This window comes from Nonomuraea sp. NPDC050786, from assembly GCF_040654115.1.
Lineage (GTDB): Bacteria > Actinomycetota > Actinomycetes > Streptosporangiales > Streptosporangiaceae > Nonomuraea.
Genome location: NZ_JBFAHJ010000004.1, coordinates 224,721 through 244,623, shown reverse-complemented (window position 1 = coordinate 244,623; position 19,903 = coordinate 224,721). Strand labels below are relative to the sequence as shown.

At 71.4% G+C, this 19,903-nt stretch carries 19 protein-coding genes and 1 pseudogene; 7 read left to right on the top strand and 13 right to left on the bottom strand.

Annotated elements, in window-relative coordinates; translation table 11 throughout:
* Window positions 1-39 precede the first annotated feature (39 nt).
* The 3 genes from AB0H84_RS11130 to AB0H84_RS11120 all read right to left on the bottom strand — a co-directional run bounded on the left by AB0H84_RS11130 (window position 40) and on the right by AB0H84_RS11120 (window position 3,784).
* On the bottom strand, window positions 40-1,257 hold the full coding sequence (locus AB0H84_RS11130; RefSeq protein ID WP_357601605.1) for an acetyl-CoA C-acetyltransferase: 1,218 nt from the start codon (window positions 1,255-1,257) through the stop codon (window positions 40-42).
* 43 nt (window positions 1,258-1,300) lie between these two features.
* Window positions 1,301-2,659, bottom strand: a complete 1,359-nt coding sequence (locus AB0H84_RS11125; RefSeq protein WP_357601602.1) for a PQQ-binding-like beta-propeller repeat protein — start codon at window positions 2,657-2,659, stop codon at window positions 1,301-1,303.
* Window positions 2,660-2,758: 99 nt separating this feature from the next.
* Window positions 2,759-3,784, bottom strand: a complete 1,026-nt coding sequence (locus tag AB0H84_RS11120) for an SGNH/GDSL hydrolase family protein (RefSeq protein WP_357601599.1) — start codon at window positions 3,782-3,784, stop codon at window positions 2,759-2,761.
* Between the two features lie 126 nt (window positions 3,785-3,910).
* Between AB0H84_RS11120 and AB0H84_RS11115 the strand changes: the two genes are divergently transcribed.
* A complete protein-coding gene (locus tag AB0H84_RS11115) occupies window positions 3,911-5,281 on the top strand; it encodes a cystathionine beta-synthase (protein ID WP_357601596.1) in 1,371 nt (456 codons plus the stop codon).
* A 36-nt stretch (window positions 5,282-5,317) separates the two neighbouring features.
* Here the strand turns inward: AB0H84_RS11115 and AB0H84_RS11110 are convergent, their stop codons facing one another.
* Window positions 5,318-6,175 (bottom strand): NAD(P)-binding domain-containing protein, encoded by an 858-nt coding sequence (locus tag AB0H84_RS11110; protein ID WP_357601593.1) that lies wholly within the window; start codon window positions 6,173-6,175, stop codon window positions 5,318-5,320.
* A gap of 78 nt (window positions 6,176-6,253) precedes the next feature.
* On the opposite strand from AB0H84_RS11110, the gene AB0H84_RS11105 reads away from it, so the two are divergent.
* Entirely contained in the window at window positions 6,254-9,409 is a 3,156-nt protein-coding gene (locus tag AB0H84_RS11105) for a BTAD domain-containing putative transcriptional regulator (protein ID WP_357601590.1), read from the top strand.
* On the opposite strand, the pseudogene AB0H84_RS11100 reads toward AB0H84_RS11105, so the two are convergent.
* A pseudogene (locus AB0H84_RS11100) lies at window positions 9,368-10,033 on the bottom strand (histidine kinase); the annotation flags it as partial. The gene AB0H84_RS11105 and the pseudogene AB0H84_RS11100 overlap by 42 nt on opposite strands.
* Window positions 10,034-10,546: 513 nt before the next feature.
* Between AB0H84_RS11100 and AB0H84_RS11095 the strand changes: the two are divergent.
* Both AB0H84_RS11095 and AB0H84_RS11090 read left to right on the top strand, forming a co-directional pair.
* A complete protein-coding gene (locus AB0H84_RS11095) occupies window positions 10,547-10,735 on the top strand; it encodes a hypothetical protein (RefSeq protein ID WP_357601587.1) in 189 nt (62 codons plus the stop codon).
* Between the two features lie 122 nt (window positions 10,736-10,857).
* Entirely contained in the window at window positions 10,858-11,997 is a 1,140-nt protein-coding gene (locus tag AB0H84_RS11090; protein WP_357601584.1) for a cystathionine gamma-synthase, read from the top strand.
* A 14-nt stretch (window positions 11,998-12,011) separates the two neighbouring features.
* On the opposite strand, the gene AB0H84_RS11085 is transcribed toward AB0H84_RS11090, so the two are convergent.
* Both AB0H84_RS11085 and AB0H84_RS11080 read right to left on the bottom strand, forming a co-directional pair.
* A complete protein-coding gene (locus AB0H84_RS11085) occupies window positions 12,012-12,446 on the bottom strand; it encodes a hypothetical protein (RefSeq protein WP_357601581.1) in 435 nt (144 codons plus the stop codon).
* A gap of 10 nt (window positions 12,447-12,456) precedes the next feature.
* Window positions 12,457-12,582, bottom strand: a complete 126-nt coding sequence (locus AB0H84_RS11080) for a hypothetical protein (protein ID WP_357601578.1) — start codon at window positions 12,580-12,582, stop codon at window positions 12,457-12,459.
* Between the two features lie 138 nt (window positions 12,583-12,720).
* On the opposite strand from AB0H84_RS11080, the gene AB0H84_RS11075 reads away from it, so the two are divergent.
* Window positions 12,721-13,143: a DUF6292 family protein gene (locus tag AB0H84_RS11075; protein WP_357601576.1), complete on the top strand. Its 423-nt coding sequence runs from the start codon at window positions 12,721-12,723 to the stop codon at window positions 13,141-13,143.
* A gap of 61 nt (window positions 13,144-13,204) precedes the next feature.
* Here the strand turns inward: AB0H84_RS11075 and AB0H84_RS11070 are convergent, their stop codons facing one another.
* Window positions 13,205-13,519, bottom strand: coding sequence for a hypothetical protein (locus AB0H84_RS11070; protein WP_357601573.1), 315 nt, complete (start codon window positions 13,517-13,519; stop codon window positions 13,205-13,207).
* Between the two features lie 243 nt (window positions 13,520-13,762).
* Between AB0H84_RS11070 and AB0H84_RS11065 the strand changes: the two genes are divergently transcribed.
* A complete protein-coding gene (locus tag AB0H84_RS11065; RefSeq protein WP_357601570.1) occupies window positions 13,763-14,713 on the top strand; it encodes a hypothetical protein in 951 nt (316 codons plus the stop codon).
* A 7-nt stretch (window positions 14,714-14,720) separates the two neighbouring features.
* On the opposite strand, the gene AB0H84_RS11060 is transcribed toward AB0H84_RS11065, so the two are convergent.
* The 3 genes from AB0H84_RS11060 to AB0H84_RS11050 all read right to left on the bottom strand — a co-directional run bounded on the left by AB0H84_RS11060 (window position 14,721) and on the right by AB0H84_RS11050 (window position 16,407).
* Entirely contained in the window at window positions 14,721-15,131 is a 411-nt protein-coding gene (locus AB0H84_RS11060) for a YkvA family protein (protein ID WP_357601567.1), read from the bottom strand.
* Complete coding sequence (locus AB0H84_RS11055) at window positions 15,128-15,577, bottom strand: Chromate resistance protein ChrB (protein WP_357601564.1); 450 nt, start codon at window positions 15,575-15,577, stop codon at window positions 15,128-15,130. Before AB0H84_RS11055 ends, AB0H84_RS11060 begins: the two co-directional genes overlap by 4 nt.
* A 71-nt stretch (window positions 15,578-15,648) precedes the next feature.
* Window positions 15,649-16,407 (bottom strand): SDR family oxidoreductase, encoded by a 759-nt coding sequence (locus tag AB0H84_RS11050; RefSeq protein ID WP_357601561.1) that lies wholly within the window; start codon window positions 16,405-16,407, stop codon window positions 15,649-15,651.
* A gap of 101 nt (window positions 16,408-16,508) precedes the next feature.
* Here AB0H84_RS11050 and AB0H84_RS11045 point away from each other — a divergent pair, with 101 nt between their 5' ends.
* Complete coding sequence (locus AB0H84_RS11045) at window positions 16,509-17,390, top strand: sigma-70 family RNA polymerase sigma factor (RefSeq protein WP_357601558.1); 882 nt, start codon at window positions 16,509-16,511, stop codon at window positions 17,388-17,390.
* 25 nt (window positions 17,391-17,415) lie between these two features.
* Here AB0H84_RS11045 and AB0H84_RS11040 read toward each other — a convergent pair whose 3' ends face one another.
* Window positions 17,416-17,871 carry a GNAT family N-acetyltransferase gene (locus AB0H84_RS11040; RefSeq protein WP_357601555.1) on the bottom strand — a complete coding sequence of 152 codons (456 nt, stop codon included), beginning with the start codon at window positions 17,869-17,871 and terminating at the stop codon, window positions 17,416-17,418.
* Between the two features lie 31 nt (window positions 17,872-17,902).
* Entirely contained in the window at window positions 17,903-19,867 is a 1,965-nt protein-coding gene (locus AB0H84_RS11035; RefSeq protein ID WP_357601552.1) for a hypothetical protein, read from the bottom strand.
* Window positions 19,868-19,903: the final 36 nt, after the last annotated feature.

Genomic DNA, 19,903 nt, shown 5'->3' with positions numbered 1-19,903 from the left:
GCGACCGTCCCTTGGCGGCCGGGCGCAGCCGGTGAGAGATCAGCTCAGACGCTCAAAGATCATCGCCATGCCCTGGCCGCCGCCGACGCACATCGTCTCGAGGCCGATGGACTTGTCGTGGTGCTGGAGGCTGTTGATCAGCGTGGACGTGATGCGCGCCCCCGTCATCCCGAACGGGTGCCCCACCGCGATGGCCCCGCCGTTCACGTTGAGCCGGTCCAGCGGGATCCCGAGGTCCCGATAGGACGGGATGACCTGGGCCGCGAAGGCCTCGTTGATCTCCACGAGGTCGACGTCCTCGATCGCCATCCCCGCCCGCGCGAGCGCCTGCTTCGAGGCCTCCACCGGCCCCAGGCCCATGATCTCCGGGGACAGCCCCGTGACGCCGGTCGAGACGATCCGGGCCAGCGGCGTGATCCCCAGCTCGGCGGCCTTGACGTCGCTCATCACGACCACGGCCGCCGCCCCGTCGTTCAGCGGGCAGCAGTTGCCGGCGGTCACCGTGCCGTCGGGCCGGAAGACGGGCTGGAGGGTGGCGACCTTCTCGTACGTCGTCCCCGCCCGCGGCCCGTCGTCCTTCTCCACCACCGTCCCGTCGGGCAGCGTCACGGGTGTGATGTCCTTCGCCCAGAACCCGTCGGCCAGCGCCTTCTCCGCCAGGTTCTGCGAGCGCACCCCGAACTCGTCCTGATCCCGCCGCGTGACCCCCTTGAGCTGGGCGAGGTTCTCGGCGGTCTGTCCCATCGCGATGTAGATGTCGGGGATCTCGCCGTCCTCGCGCGGGTCGTGCCAGACCTTCCCGCCCTCGCTGAACGCCTTGGTGCGTCCCACGGCGTCCGTGAAGACCGGGTTCTGCGTGTCGGGCAGCGAGTCGGAGTTGCCCTTGACGAACCGGGACACCATCTCCACCCCGGCCGACACGAACACGTCCCCCTCGCCCGCCTTGATCGCGTGGAACGCCATCCGCGTCGTCTGCAGCGACGAGGAGCAGTAACGCGTCACGGTCGTGCCGGGCACATTGTCGAGCCCGAGCATCACCGACACCACCCGGGCCATGTTGAACCCCTGCTCGCCCCCAGGCAGCCCGCACCCCAGCATGATGTCGTCGATGGACGAGGGATCGAGCTGGGGCACCTTGGCCAGCGCCGCCTGGATCATCTGCACGGTCAGGTCGTCGGGGCGGATCTCCTTGAGCGAGCCCTTGAAGGCCCGTCCGATCGGGGAACGCGCGGTAGCGACGATGACTGCCTCGGGCATGGCCCCTCCTTTGTCGGTGCTACAGATAGAACTATATTCGGTTCTATCCGTACATACCCGGAGCGGCGGCTGTTTGGTCGTTGAGGGCGTGGATCGCCCCCTTCTCGTCGTGCCACAGCCGCCACCCGTCCTGGCTGCCGGTGAACCAGGGGGGCGGCACGACATCGCCCTGGACCCGCTTGCCGGTGGCGAGGTCGTACTCGCAGACGGCGGCCGTCGAGTAGAACCCCGGCGCCTGCCCGCGCAGCGGCAGCGGCTTGGGGTCGGTGACGCAGAAGGACCAGCCGCGCTCCTGCTCGACCGGCACCGGCTTGCCGGTGGCCAGGTCGAAGGCCGAGCCCTTGGCGTTGTGCTTGAGGAAGCCCAGTTTGTCCATCCGGTCGGGGAAGGCCAGCCACCAGCCGGAGCCGGGGACGTCGGCCGCGGTGATCTGTCCGAGCACCCGGCCGCTCTCCGACTCCAGCCGGGCGAAGCCGCCGTAGGCCCCCTGGCGGTCGACGGGGCGCACGACGGGCGCGTAGCCGGGGTTGCCGCTGGGATAGACGCGTACGACCGACGGCCGCATCCAGTTGACCGTGCCGTCGCCGATCTTGATGGAGAACAGGCCGAAGGCGGAGACCTTCTTGGTCTGCGGGTTCGTGTAGGGGGCGACGTAGCCGACCAGGTCGTCACCTGTCGCGCCGAACGCCCACCCGCCCGACATGTCGATGCCCGGGCCGAGCGCCTGCTCGATCGGCTGCTGCCACTGGAGCTTGCCGGTCTTGAGCTCGTACGACTCCACCATGGGGTTGGCGGCCAGCCTGAGGAGCAGGACCCGGGCCTGGTCCGACCACTCCACCTCGGAGATCCCCGGCAGCTTCCACAGGAGCTTGCCCGTGAGCGGGTCGAGCACCACCGTGCGGGCCTTGGCCAGGGCGGTGTGCTCGGACACGCAGACGTACGGGCCGCAGCGCTGCGGCCCGAACGTCGAATGCATCGGCCTGGTCCACTTCTGCGCCCCGGAACGGGCGTCGCGGGCCACGAGGGTGGCGTTCCAGTGGCCGCTCTTGGCCGGGTCGAGCGCGACGACCACGCCCTGGCCCTGGGAGGTCTCCACGATCGCGGGGGTCGAGACGCCCATGCCGGGCAGGCGGCCGGCCATCGTGGCCGGATATGCCCACAGCCGCCTGCCGTCGCGGAGGCCGACGGCGACGGTCTCGAGCGTGCCGTCGGGCTTCATGGAGGTGGCGGCGACCACCCCGCCCGCGACCGCCATCCGGCTGACGACGTTGACCTGGGTGTTCTGCCAGGCCGGGAAGGCCGTGGTGGTGGCCGCGTCGCTGCCGGAGCAGGCGGTCGCGGCGAGGGCTCCTACGAGGGCTCCTGCGAGGGCGATGGACGGTTTCCTGGGGGGCCGCTGCACGGGCAATCCACTCCAAAGAGGACGAGGAGTGGCGACTCCGGCGCGCAGAGTGACCGGCACCGGGCGCGTTCCGCCCCGATCGAGCCTGAGCGCGGGACGTCAGGCGTCGTCGAGGGTCTCGTCGAGCCTGGGCGTCAGACGCCGGGCGTCGTTGAGCGTCACGCCGAGCCGCCGGCGGAGCAACGTCGCCCACTTTCCGTGCAGGCCCGTCGCCCGCCCGTCGACCCTGGTCGCGGTGACCTCGGTGCCGGGCTCCTCCGCGGCCGTAGCCGCCGCGAGGTAGATCGGTTGCAGTGCTTCGCCACGTGCGGGCCGCGGCTCAGGCCACAGCCCCAACGCAGCGCACACCGACGGTAGCACTGCGTTAGCGGCCTGCGCGTAACCTCGGGCAGATGGATGGAAACGATCCGGTCCGAACATTTCTGTCGGATTTGTATCGAATTCCGGGCCCAGGACGTCGGCGAACGCCACCGTACGGCCGCCCGCGTCCACCACCGCCACCGTCTGCGCCGCCGCCAGCTGGCGGCTCCAGCGCCGCGTCACCCAGCGCAGCGGCTGCGCGATCGGCCGCACCGTGCCGAGGTCGGGACAGGTGCCCACGACGACCTCGACCCCCGCGTCACGCAACCGCCGCACGGCCTTGGTCAGATGGCGTACGGCGGTTGCGGGCGGCGTCTGCGTGATGATGTCGTTGGCCCCCACGAAGATCACCGCAACGTCGGGATCCATGGTCAGCGCCTTGTCCACCTGCTCGCCCAGCTCCGCCGACGGGGTGCCGGACTTGGCGACGACGAGCAGCCGCACCGGGCGCTCGGCAGCGGAAGCCAGGCCGTTCGCGAGCAGCACGCCGGGGGTCTCGGCGGGGTCCTCCATGCCGAGCCCGATGGCGGTGGAGTCGCCGAGCATGGCGAGCTTGAGCGGCTCGCCGAGGAAGTCGCCGTACGTGCCGTCGGACGGTGGCCCGTCCAGCCCGTGCGGGCGCCCGATGGCCTTCCGGGCGAGCAGCCCTTCGGCGATCAGCAATCCGTACGCCGTGGCGCCGAGCGCCGTGAGCCCGCCGCCGCCGAGTGCCGCCGCCGCGGCGATCTTGCGTGCCGCGCGCGCCATACCAGCTGGCCAGACCACGCTTTGTGCCTCCTAGTCGAACTCAGCGGTAGCGTTTGCTTGAAAGTAGTCGAGGGCCTGCCACCCCCATTGGATCTCGGCCACAGACAAGCTGACCAAGCTTCGGTAAAGAAGGTGAACACCTCGGTGCGCGTTTACGATTCCCTGGTCGATCTGATCGGGAACACTCCGCTCGTCCGGCTGCACAAAGTCAATGCGGGGCTCTCCGCACAGGTGCTGGCCAAGGTCGAGTATCTCAATCCGGGTGGCTCGGTCAAGGACCGCATCGCCGTACGCATGATCGAGGCCGCGGAGGCGTCGGGCGCGCTGCGTCCTGGCGGCGTGATCGTGGAGCCCACCTCGGGCAACACCGGCGTGGGGCTGGCGATCGTGGCTCAGCAGAAGGGATACCGGTGCCTGTTCGTGGTGCCGGACAAGGTGGCCCAGGACAAGATCGCGGTGCTGCGGGCGTACGGGGCCGAGGTCGTGGTCTGCCCGACGGCCGTCTCGCCCGACCACCCCGACTCCTACTACTCGGTGTCCGACCGGCTGGCCCGCGAGGTGCCGAACGCCTGGAAGCCCGACCAGTACTCCAACGTCAACAACCCCGACTCCCACTACCACTCGACGGGGCCGGAGATCTGGGAGCAGACCGAGGGCCGGATCACCCACTTCGTGGCGGGCATCGGCACCGGCGGCACGATCAGCGGCACCGGCCGCTACCTCAAGGAGATCTCGGGCGGCCGGGTGAAGATCATCGGGGCCGACCCCGAGGGCTCGGTCTACTCGGGCGGCACCGGCCGGCCGTACCTGGTGGAGGGGGTCGGGGAGGACATCTGGCCCGGCACGTACGACACCAAGATCTGCGACGAGATCATCGCTGTGTCCGACAAGGAGTCGTTCAACATGACCCGCCGGCTGGCCCGCGAGGAGGGGCTGCTGGTCGGCGGCTCGTGCGGGATGGCGGTCGTGGCGGCGCTGCGCGTGGCGGCCACGGCCGCACCCGACGACGTGATCGTCGTGCTGCTGCCCGACGGCGGCCGCGGCTACCTGTCGAAGATCTTCAACGACGACTGGATGGCCGACTACGGCTTCCTGACCGAGTCCTCCGACGAAGGGCTGGTCGGCGACGTGCTGGCCAGGAAGGGGGCGGGGCTGCCGGAGTTCGTGCACGCGCATCCGCACGAGTCCGTGAGCACCGCCATCGCGATCATGCGCGAATACTCGGTCTCCCAGCTCCCGGTGATGAAGGAGGAGCCGCCCGTCATGGCGGCCGAGGTGGTCGGCTCCATCGTCGAGCGCGACCTCCTCGAAGCGCTCTATCACGGCAGGCTCTCCTCCGACGACCCGATCGCCGATCACATGTCAGCGCCGCTACCCACGATCGGCAGTGGTGAACCTGTGGCTCGTGCGGTTGAAGCGCTGGAGAAGGCCGACGCGGCGGTCGTGCTGGAGGACGGCAAGCCATCGGGCCTGATCACGAGGCAGGACCTGCTCGCCTTCCTGGCGAATCACTAGTTCTTGCTGATCGACATCAGGGCTCTCTGATCGTCGTCAGGGCTTTCTGATCGACTCGATCACGGTGCCGAGGCCCTCGTGGCCGCGCCCCTCGGCGTCGGCGCGCTCGAACAGCGCCTTGAGCGCGCCCGGCACCGTGGTCTCCACCCCGGCCTCGGCCAGTGCCTCCACGGCGTGGCCGAGGCCGACGGCCTGCATGTGCAGGGAGTTCAGCTCGCCCGGGTACACACCGGCCTCGAACTCCTCGGCGAGGATCTTGGCGTACCCCATGGGGCCCTCGCTGCCCAGCTGGGTGAAGAGGTCCCGCGCGAACGGCAGGAACTCCATCGGCGAGGTGCCGGCCGTGCGCAGCATCGCCATGGCGTGCATGTAGCTGGTCAGGCTCGACCAGAAGATCAGCAGCTGGGCCTGGTAGTACATCATCGCCAGGCCCTGGTCCGGCCCGACGTAGGTGACCTCGCTCAGCGCCTCCAGCGTTCCCGCGTGCCGGTCGAGGACCTCCTTGGGGCCGCTGTAGAAGGTGTACGCCCCCGGCTGACCGATCCCGGGCGGCGGGACCATGATGCCGGCGGTGATCAGCGTGCCGCCGCGCTCCTCCACCCACCGGGCCGCCCCGCGCAGTGCCTCCGGGGTGTCGGAGCTGAGGTTGACCACCACCTTCCCGTCCAGCCTGGCGTCGCCGAGGCTGTCGTACATCGCCTGGTAGCTGATCTGGCTGACCACCAGCAGCTCGCCGTCCGCCGCGCTCGCCGCCTGCCGGGCGCCCTTGGCGACCAGCGGGGCCGTCTTGCTCGCCGTACGGTTCCACACCGCCACCTCGTGCCCGGCGGCCAGCAGCGTCTCTGCCATCTTCGACCCCATCGGGCCCAGTCCCACGACTGTCACGTGACTCATGCCCCACACCCTCGGGCACGCCGCTACGGAAATCCTTCGGCCCTGCTACGGGTTGGTCATAGTGTGCTGCGTTTTGGGGTGTTGGGCCCGCTGGAGATCTGGTCGGAGGACGGCTCGCCCGTCCGGGTGGCCGAGCCCAAGGTGCGCGCGCTCCTGGCCGACCTGCTGGCACACGGGGGCGGGCCGGTCTCCGCCGACCGGCTGATCGACGACCTCTGGGGCGCCCGGCCCGGCCGCAACCCGGTCGGCACCCTCCAGGCCCGCGTCTCCCAGCTCCGCCGCTCGCTCGGCGACCCCGGCTCGGTCGTGCGGGAGCCCGCCGGATACCGCCTGGCCCTCGTCGACTCCGACGCCCTCCGCTTCCAGTCCCTCGTCGAGCGGCGCTCTCCGGATCTCCGTCAGCGTGCCGCCGAGCTGGAGCAGGCCCTGAGGCTGTGGCGCGGGCCCGCGTACGCCGACTTCGCCGACGCCGGCTTCGCGCGCGCCGAGGCGGCGCGTCTGGAGGAGGCGCGCCTGACGGCGCTGGAGGAGCAGGCGGAGGTACGGCTGGAGCTGGGCGAGCCCGTGGACCTGGGCGATCTGGTGGCTCGTCACCCGCTGCGCGAACGGCTGGTCGCCTCGCACATGAAGGCCCTCTACCGGGGTGGGCGACAGAGCGAGGCCCTGGACGCCTACGGCGAGGTGCGGCAGAGGCTGGGGGAGGAGCTCGGGCTGGACCCGTCGCCCGCGCTGACCCAGCTCCACCAGCTCATCCTGCGCCAGGACCCGAGCCTGGCACCACGGGATCAGACGCACGGATCACCCACCGGCATGCCCGCGCCCCGCACGAACCTGCCCGCACCGCTCACCGAGCTGATCGGCAGGGAGGCGGAGCTGGCCGGGGTCCGTGCGCTGCTGACCGCCTCCCGCCTGGTGACGCTCACGGGGCCGGGCGGCGTCGGCAAGACCCGGCTCGCCCTGGCCGCCGCCGCGGACGTCGCGGATTTCCCCGATGGCGTGTGGCTGGTCGAGCTGGCGGGGGCGGTCGATGTGGCCGAGACGGTCGCGGCCGTGCTCGGCGTGCGCGACGACTCCGCCGTCGCGCTGGCGCCCAGGCTGGCGGGCGCGCTGGCCGGCAAGCGCATGCTGCTCGTCCTGGACAACTGCGAGCACCTGGTGCAGCAGGTCGCCGACCTGGTCTCCGCCCTGCTGCGGGCGGCCCCCGGGCTCCGCGTGCTCGCCACCAGCCAGGAGCCGCTGGGCGTGACGGGCGAGCACGTACGCGTGGTGCCGCCCCTGCCCGAACCCGAGGCCGTACGGCTCTTCACGGCCAGGGCGAACGTCGAGCCGAGCGAGACCGTGGCCACCGTCTGCAGGCGGCTCGACGGCATCCCGCTGGCACTGGAGCTGGCCGCCACCCGGGTACGCGCCCTCGGCGTGCAGGAGCTGGCGGACCGCCTGGACGACCGGTTCAGGCTGCTCAGCGCCGGCACGCGGGACGCCCCGGCGAGGCAGCGCACGCTCCGGGCGATGATCGACTGGAGCTGGGAGCTGCTCTCCGACCCCGAGCGCGTGGTGCTGCGGCGGCTGGCCGTACACGCTGACGGGTGCACGCTGGACGCGGCCGAGGAGGTGTGCGCCGAGCCCGGCGTGGACGTGCTCGACACGCTGGCCAGGCTGGTGGATCGGTCACTGGTCGTACGCGTGCCGGGGCCGCGTTTCCGGCTGCTGGAGTCGGTGACGGCGTACTGCGTGGAGCGGCTGCGCGAGGCGGGGGAGCACGACGCCGTCAGGGAGCGCCACGCCCGCTACTACACCGCCCTGGCCGAGCGGGCGGACCTCAGGGGGCCGGGGCAGCGCGAGTGGCTCGCCCGGCTCGACGCCGAGAGCGCCAACCTCCGGCTCGCCCTCGCGGGTCCCGAACCGCTCCGGCTGGTCAACGCGCTCGCCTGGTATTGGGTCCTGCGCGGCCGCCTCCACGAGGCCCGCCGCTCCCTGACGACGGCCCTGGCCACCCGGGGCACTCTCACCCCCTCACCGGCGACCGCGGCCACCTTCGCCGATGTCGGCCTTGAGGCGGTGGAAGCGGCGCGGGCTTCGGTGTGGCTGGCCGGGATCGAGCTGCTGACCGGAGGGCCGGCCTCGCCGGTGCGTCGTGCCGGGCTCGATCCGGCGGGCGTCGCGCTGGCCGATTGGTTCCTGAGCCATGTCCGGTGGGCCTACGGCGACCGGCAGGCGCACGAGGCGGCGGCCGAGCGGGCGCTGGCGGCGTACCGGAGGTCGGGCGATCGGTGGGGTGTGGCGGCGGCGCTCTGCCTGCGCGGCAAGCTCGCCGTCGGCCGGGGCGACATCGCGGCGATGGAGCGGGACGGAGAGCGGGGCCTGGAGATCTTCAGGGAGCTGGGCGACGCGTGGGGCCAGATGGAGGCCATGGACGTGCTCGACCGGGCGGCCGAGATCCGCGGGGAGTACGCGAAGGCCGCCCGGCTGCGTGAGGAGGCGCTGCGGCTGGCCGAGGAGCTGGGGTTCGAGGTGTCGTTCAGGCTGGCCGCCCTGGGCAGGATCGCGATGCTGTCGGGCGACTACGAGCGGGCCGACGACTACCACGAGCGCGCCAGGCGGGTGGCGGTCGAGCAGTCGTACAAGTCGGCCGAGGAGAACGCCGTGCTCGGCCTGGCCATGAGCGCCAGGCGGCAGGGCAGGTACGAGGAGGCGGAGTCGTACCTGCTGTCCCTGCTGGACTGGCTGCGACGGGTGCGGGGGACGCCGGGGATCGCGTTCGTGATGGCGGAGCTGGGCTTCGCCGCCGAGCAGCGCGGCGCCGCGGCGACGGCGCTGGCCAGGCATCGCGAAGGGTACGAGGCCGCGCGGGCGACCGCTGACCCCCGTGCGATCGCGCTGGCACTCGAGGGCCTGGCCGGTGCCATGTCGCTGGTCGCCGGCCCGCTGACCGACCTCGTCCGGCCGGTGGTCGCGGCGAGGCTGATGGGGGCGGCCACGGCCATCCGGAACGCGGTGGGAGCGCCCCTGCCGCCGGGCGAGCGGCTGGATGTGGAGCGGATCAGCTTGAGGCTGCGCGCCGTCCTGGGGGACGAGAGGTTCGAGCGGGCGCTAAGGGAGGGCGAACTCGGCGACCACTTCCCAGGCGCCCTCGGCGGAGGGGCCCGCGTAGAGTCTGCCGCCCAGCGCCTCCACCCGCTCCGCCATCCCGACCAGCCCGAACCCGCCGCCGAGGCGGGAGACGCGCGGATCTGACGCGGCCCCGTAGTTGCGCACCCGGAGCACCACCGTCTTCTCGTGCCGCCGCAGGCTCGCCTCGACCCAGGCGGTGCGGGAGGCGTGCTTGCGCACGTTCGTCAGCGACTCCTGGAGCACCCGGTGCAGGGTGGTCATGACCTCGGGCGGCAGCGTGCGATCGTCCAGTCCTGGCCCGATCTCGAACGCCACCCTCGGCCCGTCGGTGGAGAAGCGGTCGGTCAGCATCCGCAGGTCGGCCAGGGTGACGCCGGGCTTGCGGGCCGGGTCGTCCTCGGTACGCAGCACCGTGACCATGCGCCGCATCGAGGTCAGCGCGTCGGAACCGGCCATGGCGATGGCCTCGAGCGCGGGCGCGACCGCCTCGGGGCTGGTCTCGGCGACCGTACGGGCGGCCTGGGCCTGGACCACGATGCCGGTGATGTAGTGGGCGACCAGGTCGTGCAGCTCCCGGGCCAGTTCGAGCCGTTCCGCCCGCCGTACCGAATGGACGGCCTCGGTGCGGCGCTCCTGCTGGAAACGGAGGTAGCCGCCGATCCCCGCCGCCGTCGACCACCCAGCGAACAGCAGGAACGAGAACGCCAGCCCCGCGTTGTGGTACTCGCGGCCGGCGGCCTCGGCCATCAGCACGATCAGCCCCACGCACGCGAGCACCGCCGCGCGCCGGACCGGTTCCACGTGCCGCAGCACGCCGATGATCAGGATGAGCAGCGACCCGGTCTCCGTCAGACCGGGCGCGCCCGCGAGCCCGGCGGTCCCGAGCACGATCGACGTGCCGAAAGACAGGGCCAGCATGGCGCTGAATCCTTCGAGCCGGTACCTGTGCCGCAGCACCACGGCGGCCATCCCGGCCACTCCGCAGAAGGACGCCAGCCACTGCAAGCCTCCGATGCTCACGGCCAGCGCGAGATCGAGCAGCAGCATCATGCCCAGCCAGCAGATCATCGCGATCTCGCTCAGCCGGCGGATCCAGTACACGATGCGCTTGTTCTCCCCCACGGCCTCGAGCCTAGGCCGGAAGTCGGACATGTCGTATCGACCGTTCGGCCGAGCCGGGGCGGCTGAGACCAGTCCTTCAGCGGAGGCGGCGGCCAGGGGGCATCGCCGATGCTGGGACATGTCGGAAGGGGAGAGGAAATGATGGTCATCGGGTTCGTGCTGCTGGGTGTCGGGCTGCTGGTGGGAGTGCTGCTCGCGCTGGCCGACCCCGTGCTGCTCTCCCGCATCAACGGGGAGGCCGCGGAGGGCGGCAGCGGCCGGTTCGTCGAGGCGGATGTCGTACGGCTCGGGCGCCGCCAGGAGCGCGACGAGGTGCGGGCGGCCTGAGGACCTGGCTCGCGCGGGCATGGTGCGCGAGCCATCGCGGGGCCGTTGGGGGACGGTGTCCCGCGGGCGGCCCGCGATCCGGAGGGGACGGATCGCGGGCCGACTTCCGTTACCGTGGCTCTATGAGCAACGGTTTTGAGACGCTGGCCATCCACGCAGGTCAGGAGCCCGACCCGGTGACGGGCGCGGTCGTTCCGCCGATTTACGCGACGTCCACGTACAAGCAGGACGGGGTGGGGGGCCTGCGTTCCGGCTATGAGTACAGCCGCTCGGCCAACCCCACGAGGACCGCGCTGGAAGAGGCGCTGGCGGCGGTGGAGGGCGGCGTGCGCGGCCTGGCGTTCGCCTCGGGGCTGGCCGCCGAGGACACCCTGCTGCGCACGGTGTGCAAGCCGCAGGACCACGTCATCATCCCGAACGACGCGTACGGCGGGACGTACCGGCTGTTCGCCAAGGTTCACCAGCGCTGGGACCTGCACTACGACCCGGTCCCGCTGCACGACCTCGACGCCGTCGCGGCGGCGATGACGCAGAAGACGAAGGTCGTCTGGGTCGAGACCCCCACCAACCCGCTGCTCGGCATCGCCGACATCGCCGCGCTGGCGCAGCTGGCCCACGACAACGGGTCGCTGCTGGTGGTCGACAACACGTTCGCGTCGCCGTACCTGCAGCAGCCGCTCTCCCTGGGGGCGGACGTCGTCGTCCACTCGACCACCAAGTACGTGGGCGGGCACTCCGACGTGGTCGGCGGGGCGCTGATCACCGCCGACCGCGGGCTGGGGGAGGAGCTGACCTACCACCAGAACGCGATGGGGGCGGTGGCGGGGCCGTTCGACGCGTGGCTGACGCTGCGCGGGCTCAAGACGCTCGGCGTACGCATGGACCGCCACTGCGACAACGCCGAGCGCGTCGTCGACCTGCTGCTGGCGCACCCTCGGGTGACCGAGGTGCTCTACCCGGGGCTGGCCGAGCACGCCGGGCACGAGGTGGCGGCCAAGCAGATGAAGCGGTTCGGGGGCATGGTGTCGTTCCGCGTCGCCGGGGGCGAGGCGGAGGCCGTGGAGGTGTGCAACCGGGCCAAGCTCTTCACGCTGGGCGAGTCGCTGGGCGGGGTGGAGTCGCTGATCGAGCACCCGGGGAGGATGACGCACGCTTCTGCGGCGGGGTCGCCGCTGGAGGTGCCCAGCGATCTGGTGCGGCTGTCGGTCGGCATCGAGACCGTCGACGACCTGCTCGCGGACCTCACGCAGGCGCTCGGGTAGGCGTCCGGAGGCCCTCAGCCGGTCGGGACCACCATCAGGAACAGGATCACCAGCCAGATCACGGACAGGAGCCCGCTGATCGCGGCGATCCTCCCGTTCTGCACCTTCGCGTCGTCCTCGGCGCTCTCGCTCGAGAGCGCCCGGACGGCGGTACGCAGATCGCGGTCGATGATGACAAGCAGCACAGCCGCGACGATGAACAGGGTCATCGAGGCCGTCATGTACCACTTGCCGAGGAGCCCTTGGCCGATGACCGCGCCGAGCGCCAGCCCGAACACGAACACGCCCAGGGTGCCGAGGCTGTAGATCCTCGTCAGGCGCTGGACGAACTGCAGCGCGGGCACGTTCTTGTTGCGGATGACGCGCGGCGCGGCCATCGTCGCGGCGGTGACCGGGCCGATGGTGAAGATCGCGAAGCCGATGTGCAGCCAGAGAAGCAGGGACGACATGCCGCTGAGACTAGTCGCCGACGATCTCGGTGGTGGACTCGACACTCTCTTTGCCCTGCGCGGAGCAGCGCATGATCACTTCTGTCGCCGCGACGGCGATGACCATCAGGACGATGAGGAGAACCGTGGCTATCATGGGCACCCCTCCTTCCCCGTGTCGGACTTAAATATCGTCCGTAATGACTAGACGTCCGTGCAACGGAATAAGTTCGCCCCGGGTAGGGTTGTTCACTGTCTTTTCTTCCCGCCGTAAAGGCACAAGGGGGTGCCGTCCGTGGCCATCAGTCACGTCGAGCCGTACACCGATGAGTGGCTGCAGCAGCCGGCCGGTTATGTCCGGCAGGTCATCGACGTCCTCGGACCTGAGGTGGCGGACTGGTGGGAGGGCCCCTGCGATCCGCGCGACGCCACTGTCCGGCTCAGCGACGGGACCGCGCTGGTGTGGGACGAGGAGAGCGGCTGGCGCCTGGGCGTGTTCGTCTCGGGCGGCCCCGGCGCCCACACCGAGCTGAACGGCATCCGCTACCTGGGCCACGGCCTGCTGCCCAAGCCGGAGCGCGTGCCCACGGCCCTCAGCGACGCGCGGGCCGGAGTCGGCGCCAGCTCGGCCTGGCGCCCCTGCTACCGCTCCCACCGTAACTGCCGCGACGGCTTCGACGTGGCCCTCGCCTTCTACGCCCGCCTCATCGACGCCTAGCACCACTTCGCGAGGCGGGTCAGGGGCCTGGACTTCGAGGAGGAGCCCAGGCCCGGGCGACTCAGCAGCCGTCGGTCACGTAGCAGCCCTTCACGTACCACTTGCCGCTGTAGTAGGCGCCGCTCGTGGCCTTGCTCGTACCACCCTTGACGGCCAGGCCGCCCGGCACGTAAGAACAGGACGAGGTGGAGCAGAAGTAGCCGTAGACCCGGAAGTAGGTCTCAAGCCCGCTGGTGCACCTGACGCTCACGGAGTGGTCGGTGCTCCCGGTCTTGGAGCAGCCGCTGATCGCGGCCGCGGGGGAGGCGGTGCTGCCGATGAGGGCGGCGGCCCCGAGAGCGATGCCGGCAACGCTGGAAAGGATCTTTTTCGTCACAGGCGTTCATGATCGCGTGTCGGTGCCGATCTTCACAAGTGGTTTCCGGGATCGCGTGATCGCTATGCTGGCGCGTACTCCGGATTGTGGAGGGCCCTCGTGAGCGCACGATCGGCAGTTGTGGCTTTGGTCCTGACGCTCGCCGGGTGTTCCGCCACCTCGCCCGCAGAGCATGAGCCTCCTCCGAGTCACGGCTCTGCCGCAGCGAACCCTGTGGACGTCGTGCCCGAGGGGCACTGGCGAATGGCCTACCTGCAGAGAGGCCTCGCGAACGGTGCGAGGTTCCTGGACGTCGTGGCCGAGGGCAGCGATGCGTGGGCGGTCGGCGAGCGGGTCGAAGTGGATCACCACGACTCCGTGCTGGTCCACTGGGACGGCCGGCGGTGGCGCCGGCTGGTGCGGGAGCTGCCGGAAAGGGGCCGTTCCCGGACCCTCTCCAAGGTCGACGCCTCGGCCCCCGGCAACGTGTGGGTCGTCGCCGAGGACAGCGAGGCGGGTGATTCCGGGCTGCTGCGCTTCGACGGCCGACGCTGGTCCTTCATCCCGGCTGAGACCGATGTGAACGACGAGCCTGAGCCGGCGCTGGAAGTGATCGCGTTGGGCGATGACCAGGCATGGACGTTCGGCGAGCGGTGGGCGAAGCACTTCGACGGCCGGAACTGGGTCAGATACGAGACACCCCTCACCACCGACGCGGCCTCCGCCCTGTCACCACAGGACATCTGGGCGGTCGGGACGACGGCTGACGGGCCTGCCGCCGCGCACTTCGACGGCCGCTCGTGGCAGCGGACGCCGCTGCCGCCTGTGGCGCCTGCCGGCACGTTCGACGCGCAACTCACCGCGGTCCTGGCCGTGGCCGTCGATGAGGTGTGGGCCGTGGGCAGCTACCAGACCCCGGACTCGCGATTCGGGCCGTTGCTGTACCGATGGAACGGCACGGTCTGGCGCGCTCCCGCTCTCAAGGAGGGCCGACTGACCGGGCTTGCGCGTGACAGCGGCGGCACACTCTGGATAGCCGGCGATGCGGGGACCCCGGACCCTCCGGATGACAGCCATTACCTGTTGACGTATGCGGATGGGCGGTGGTCCCAGGCCAAGACGGAGCTTCCGCTGACCGCGCTGGCTCAGGCCTCGGACGGAAGGGGGCTGTGGGGTCTGGCCGGGAACAAGATCGTGGAGTTTCGCAAGGGCTGATCGACGTTCACGTCAGGCCGGTCAGGCGGCACAGTGCGGCGAAGCCGTCGTCGGTGCCGGGCCAGTGGCGGCGTACGGGGTCGATCCCGGCACGTCGTACGACCGAGCGCAGCACCATGGTGACGACGATGGCGTCGTCGGCGTAACCGAGGACCGGGATGAAGTCGGGCACCAGGTCGATGGGCATGGCCAGGTAGGCCAGCAGCAGCATCAGGCGTACGCGCACGCCACGGGGCAGGCCGGGGTCGGCGGCGAGGCGGCGGACCAGCCGGAGCACGTCGGGGAGCAGCCGCAGCGCCTCGCGGAGCAGGCCGCCGCGCGGTCGTGCGAGCGCCAGTGCGGCGATCAGTGCCGCCCAAGTGACGAGCAGCGCGACCGCCAGGCCGATCAGCAGATCCCATCCCCACGAGCCGGTCATGCTGTTTCCTCCCCTGCCGGGGCGGTGGCGGTATCGGCGGCGAGGGCGGCCCGCTCGAACGCGGCCAGGTCCGCGGCGGCGTCCTCGACGGCGGCCCGCGCCGGCGCTCCGGCCGGGGCGGCGAAGTAGTCGCGGGCGGCGATCTTGGCCATCCAGGAACGGAAGCGCTCCAGATCGGCCTCCGACTCCTCGACCTCGGCATACGTGGCCCGGCCGCGCTCACGTTCGCGGGCCAGCTCCTCGCGCAGGGCGGGCAGGCGCTCCAGCACCTCGGCGTACTCGGCGTCGCGGGCGGCGTTGAACTCGGCGATGATCTGCCGGCGCTCGGCCTGCTCGGTGAGGGCCAGGTGGAGAAGGCGGCCGGTGCCGCCCTGCCGGCGCACCCGGTCAAGCAGCCGGCGCACCTGCCGTACGGTCTGCTCGCGCTCGGGCAGCAGGTCCGTCACGTGCCGATGTTACACCCGTAACATCGGAGGCGGCCGCTCCGGCGACTGGACGGATGCCCCCGCACTGTGGCTCAGCGCAGGTTTTCGGCCAGGAACTCCTCCCAGGTCCGCTTGCCCACATCGGCCCGCAGGGAGAGGTTGTCGCCGTTCCGGTACGCGCGGCCGGGCTTTCCCGGCATCCGGACCGGCAGCAGCAACCGGCGCCGGCCCTGCGCGCGCAGGTATCCGCGGACCAGGTCGCCCAATCCGTACACCTGCGGCCCCGCCAGGTCGGACACGAGGCCGGCGGGCCGGCCGAGCGTGAGCTCCACGAGCCGCTCCGCCACGTCGCGCGCGTCGACGGGCTGGAACCGGAGCCCGCCCGGGATCGGCACCACCGGCAGCTTCGCCATCGTCCGCAGCACGTTGAGCACCAGGTCGTGGAACTGGGCGGCACGCAGCGTCGTCCAGGGCAGGCCGGAGCCGGTCACGGCCTGCTCCGCGCCCAGCTTCGACCGGAAGTAGCCCAGGGGGACCCGGTCCGCTCCGATGACCGAGATGTACACCAGGTGCCGTACCCCTGCTCGCGACGCGGCCCGCACCAGGTTGCCGGTGGCCACGTCGTCGCCCTTGGCGCCGCCCGCCAGGTGCAGGACGGTCTCGGCCCCGGACACCGCGAGCTCGATCCCCTCGCCCTTGAGCAGGTCGCCGGCCACGTACTCGATGCCGTCGCCCGGCTCGTGGGCGCGGCGGCTGAGCACGCGCACGTCGCGGCCGGCATCGCGCAGGAGCGGTACGACGATGCGCCCGAGGGTGCCGGTGCCGCCGGTGACCAGAATGGGTGATGTCATGGCTCCTCCAAAGTCGTCCGGGCCGGGGGTCAGCCCCGCTTTCATCGGCTCGGTTCAGTGCGTCTACCGTTGTGAACCCGCGCGACGAAGGAATGTGACAGGTGGACGAGCCCGATTTGCTGGTGGAGCGATTCGACGAACATCGCGCCCGTCTGCGATCGATGGCCTACCGGATGCTCGGCTCGGTCAGCGAGGCCGAGGACGCCGTACAGGAGACCTGGCTGCGCTTCAGCGTCGCGGAGACCGGGCGCGTGGAGAACCTCGGCGGCTGGCTCACCACCGTGATGGCGCGCGTCTGCCTGAACGTGCTCCGCGCGCGCCGGCAGCGGGGCGAGGAGCCTCTCCAGGTGCACGTGCCGGACCCGATCATCAGCCGCGAGGACGAGGGGCACCCCGAGCACGAGGCGGTGCTGGCCGACTCGGTCGGGCTGGCGCTGATGGTGGTGCTCGATACGCTGTCGCCCGCCGAGCGGCTCGCGTTCGTGCTGCACGACATGTTCGCCGTGCCGTTCGAGGAGATCGCCCCCATGATCGAACGGTCACCGGCCGCGGCCAGGCAGCTGGCCAGCCGCGCACGCCGCCGGGTCCGCGGGCAGGCTCCGCCTCCCGACTCCGATCCCGCCCGTCAGCGTGACGCCGTCAACGCGTTCTTCGCCGCCGCACGCGACGGCGACTTCGAGGCGCTCGTCGCCGTGCTCGACCCCGAGGTCGTGCTGCGCTCCGACGGCGGCCTCGCCCGTCCCCGCCAGAACGTCGTGCTCACCGGTGCGCGGACCGTGGCCGGGCAGGCGGTCACCTTCGGCCGGCTCTCGCCGTTCGCACGCCCGGTGCTGGTCAACGGGGCCGCCGGAGTCGTGGTCGCGAACAACGGACGGCTGGTGTCCGTCATGGCCTTCACCGTCACCGGCGGGAAGATTGTCGCCATCGACGTGCTGTCCGACCCAGAACGCCTCCACCGGCTCGACGTGCCGGCCCTCGGCTGAGGGCCGGCGCCACGGGGTCGCGGGCTCAGTGGTCGAGCACCAGCATGATGTGCTCGTCCTCGCCGTGCCGGACCGTGCCCGACCGCTGGAAGCCGTGTTTCTCCAGCAACCGGACGGATCCGGTGTTTCCCTCGAACGGGTCGGCGTAGAGCGGGCGGGTCTTCTCCTGCTCCAGGAAGAGCTCCATGGCGCGGGAGCCGATGCCGCGGCCCCAGAATCGGCGGCCGAACCAGTAGCCGATGAAGCGTCTGTCCTCCACCCACCAGGTCACCAGGTTTCCGGCCAGCTCGCCATCCGCCATGACCGCCTGCACGAACACGGTGGGGTCGCCGAGGATCCGGGTGGTCCAGTGGCGCAGGAACGCCTCCCGGGGCCGGGGAGGGAACTTCGACCTCCGGACCGCCTCCGGGTCGTGCTCCTGCTCCAGGAAGACCTCCAGGTCCGCCTCCACCACGTCGCGCAGCCACACGTCATCGCTCATGCCGAGCAGACTGCCAGGCCCCACCGACAGTTCAGCGGGCGCGGCGCAGGCGGAGGAAGTCGCTGACCACGTACTCGCCCAGGCGCTCGGCGCTCGGCGAGAAGACGCGCCCGCCGTTCCTGCGGGCCACCTCGTCCACGAACTCCTTCAGCCGGTCGTCCGCCGCCAGCATGAAGATGTTGAGCGTGGCCCTGCGCCGGGTCATCTTGTCGACCTCGGCCAGCGTGAGCTCCAGGGTCTCGTGCGAGGGCGGCCACTCGAACGCCGACCTGCCGTTGCGCATGAGATGGGCCGTGGGCTCGCCGTCCGTGACCACCAGCACCACCGGCTCGAAGTCGGGGTGGCGGTCGAGGTGGCGGCCGGCGATCAGGAGGGCGTGGTGCAGGTTGGTGCCCTGGACCATGTCCCAGTCGAGGCCCGCCAGCTCGTCCGGCTGCAGCACCCTGGCGTAGTTGGAGAAGCCGATGATCTGGACGGCGTCCTGCGGGAACTTCGACGCCACCAGGGCCTGGAGCGCCAGTGCCGTCTGCTTGGCGGCGGCCCAGGTGCCGCGCAGGGCCATCGAGTACGACAGGTCCACCAGGAGGCAGACGGCCGCGGCGGTGCGGCGCTCGGTCTCGGCGACCTCGAAGTCGTCCACGGACAGCCGCAGGGCCGTCCCCCCGCCGCTCAGAGGGGCGACGCCGCCGCTGCGCACGCCGTTCACCAGCGTGCGGACCACGTCGATGGGCTGCTCGTCGCCGAAGCGCCACGGCCGGGAGGAGCCCGTGAGCTCCCCGGCCGAGCCCGCGTCGTGCTGGTCGTGGTCGCCGCGGCGGCCCGCGTCGAGCGAGGCGAACACGCGGCGCAGCGCCGTCTCGCCCAGGCGGCGCACGGCCTTGGGGGTGAGCTCGAGCTTGCCGCGGCGGCGCAGGAGGTAGCCCTGCTCCTCCAGCTCTCGCTCGATGCGCTTGAGCGCCTCCAGGTCGTCCACGGCGGAGCGGCCGAGCGCACGGCGTACGGCGGCCTCGTCGATGTCGTCCAGCCGCGCGCCCGGGTAGTCCTGGCGCAGGGCGGTCTCCAGCTGGGTGAGGTCGGCCAGCTCCTCCAGGGCCGTGACGGCGTCGCCCATGGCCAGGGGCTCATCGCCGGTGAGCCGCTCAGGCGCGTTCCAGGCCAGGTCGGGGCGGCGGGCGTAGAGGGCCTCGCCGAGCCGGCGCATCTCGTCGGAGAGCCCGGCCTGGTCGAGGGTCTGGTTGATCAGGCCGGCGAGCTCCTCGCGCTGGCGCGGGGTCATCGAGGCCAGCATGCGCTGCGTGGCGGCGGCGCGGCGGGCGAGGATGTCGACGAGCTCCTCGAGGTTGCGCGGCTTCTCGGGGAACAGATCACCATATTTCCCCATGAAGGCGTCAAAATCCTCCTGGGTGTGCTGGCCGCGGGCGTCCTTGTCCAGCATGTCGTTCAGGTCCGACATCATCTGCCGGACGCGCTCCATCGCCTCGGGGTCGGGGTTGGCGAGGGCGTCCCGCAGGCCCCTGAACTGGCTGTCCAGGACCTCCCGCCGCAGCAGGTCCCGCAGCTCCTCGAACGTCTGGCGTGCCGCTGACGAGCGCCATTCGTACGTGCTCAGCTCCTGGATCGCGCTGGCCGTGTCGTCGGGCAGCGCGTCGAGCTCGGCCTCGAGCAGCCGCGCGTCGTCGGACGGGTCGGGGAACAACTCGGCCCGCTCCTGCCCGATGGCCTTGTCGAGCAGCGCCCGCGCCTTCTCCAGGGTGCCGTCGAGCCGCCCGCGCTCGCGCAGGTCGCGCCGGCGCCTGCGTACCTCCCTGAGCATGTCGTCGAGCCCCCGGCGGTCCTGTGAGCCGGGGAGCCCGCGCTTGAGCAGGTCGCGCAGGGCGTGGACCGGCGTCGAGCCGGAGAGGATCGCGTCGCCCATCTCGTCGAGGGCCGCCCGCACGTCGTAGGGCGGGGCGAGGGGGTCGGGGCCGTCGTGGTACTCGCCATAGCGAAAGGCCATCACGCATCCACGCTAACCCGATCCGCCCGGTTATGC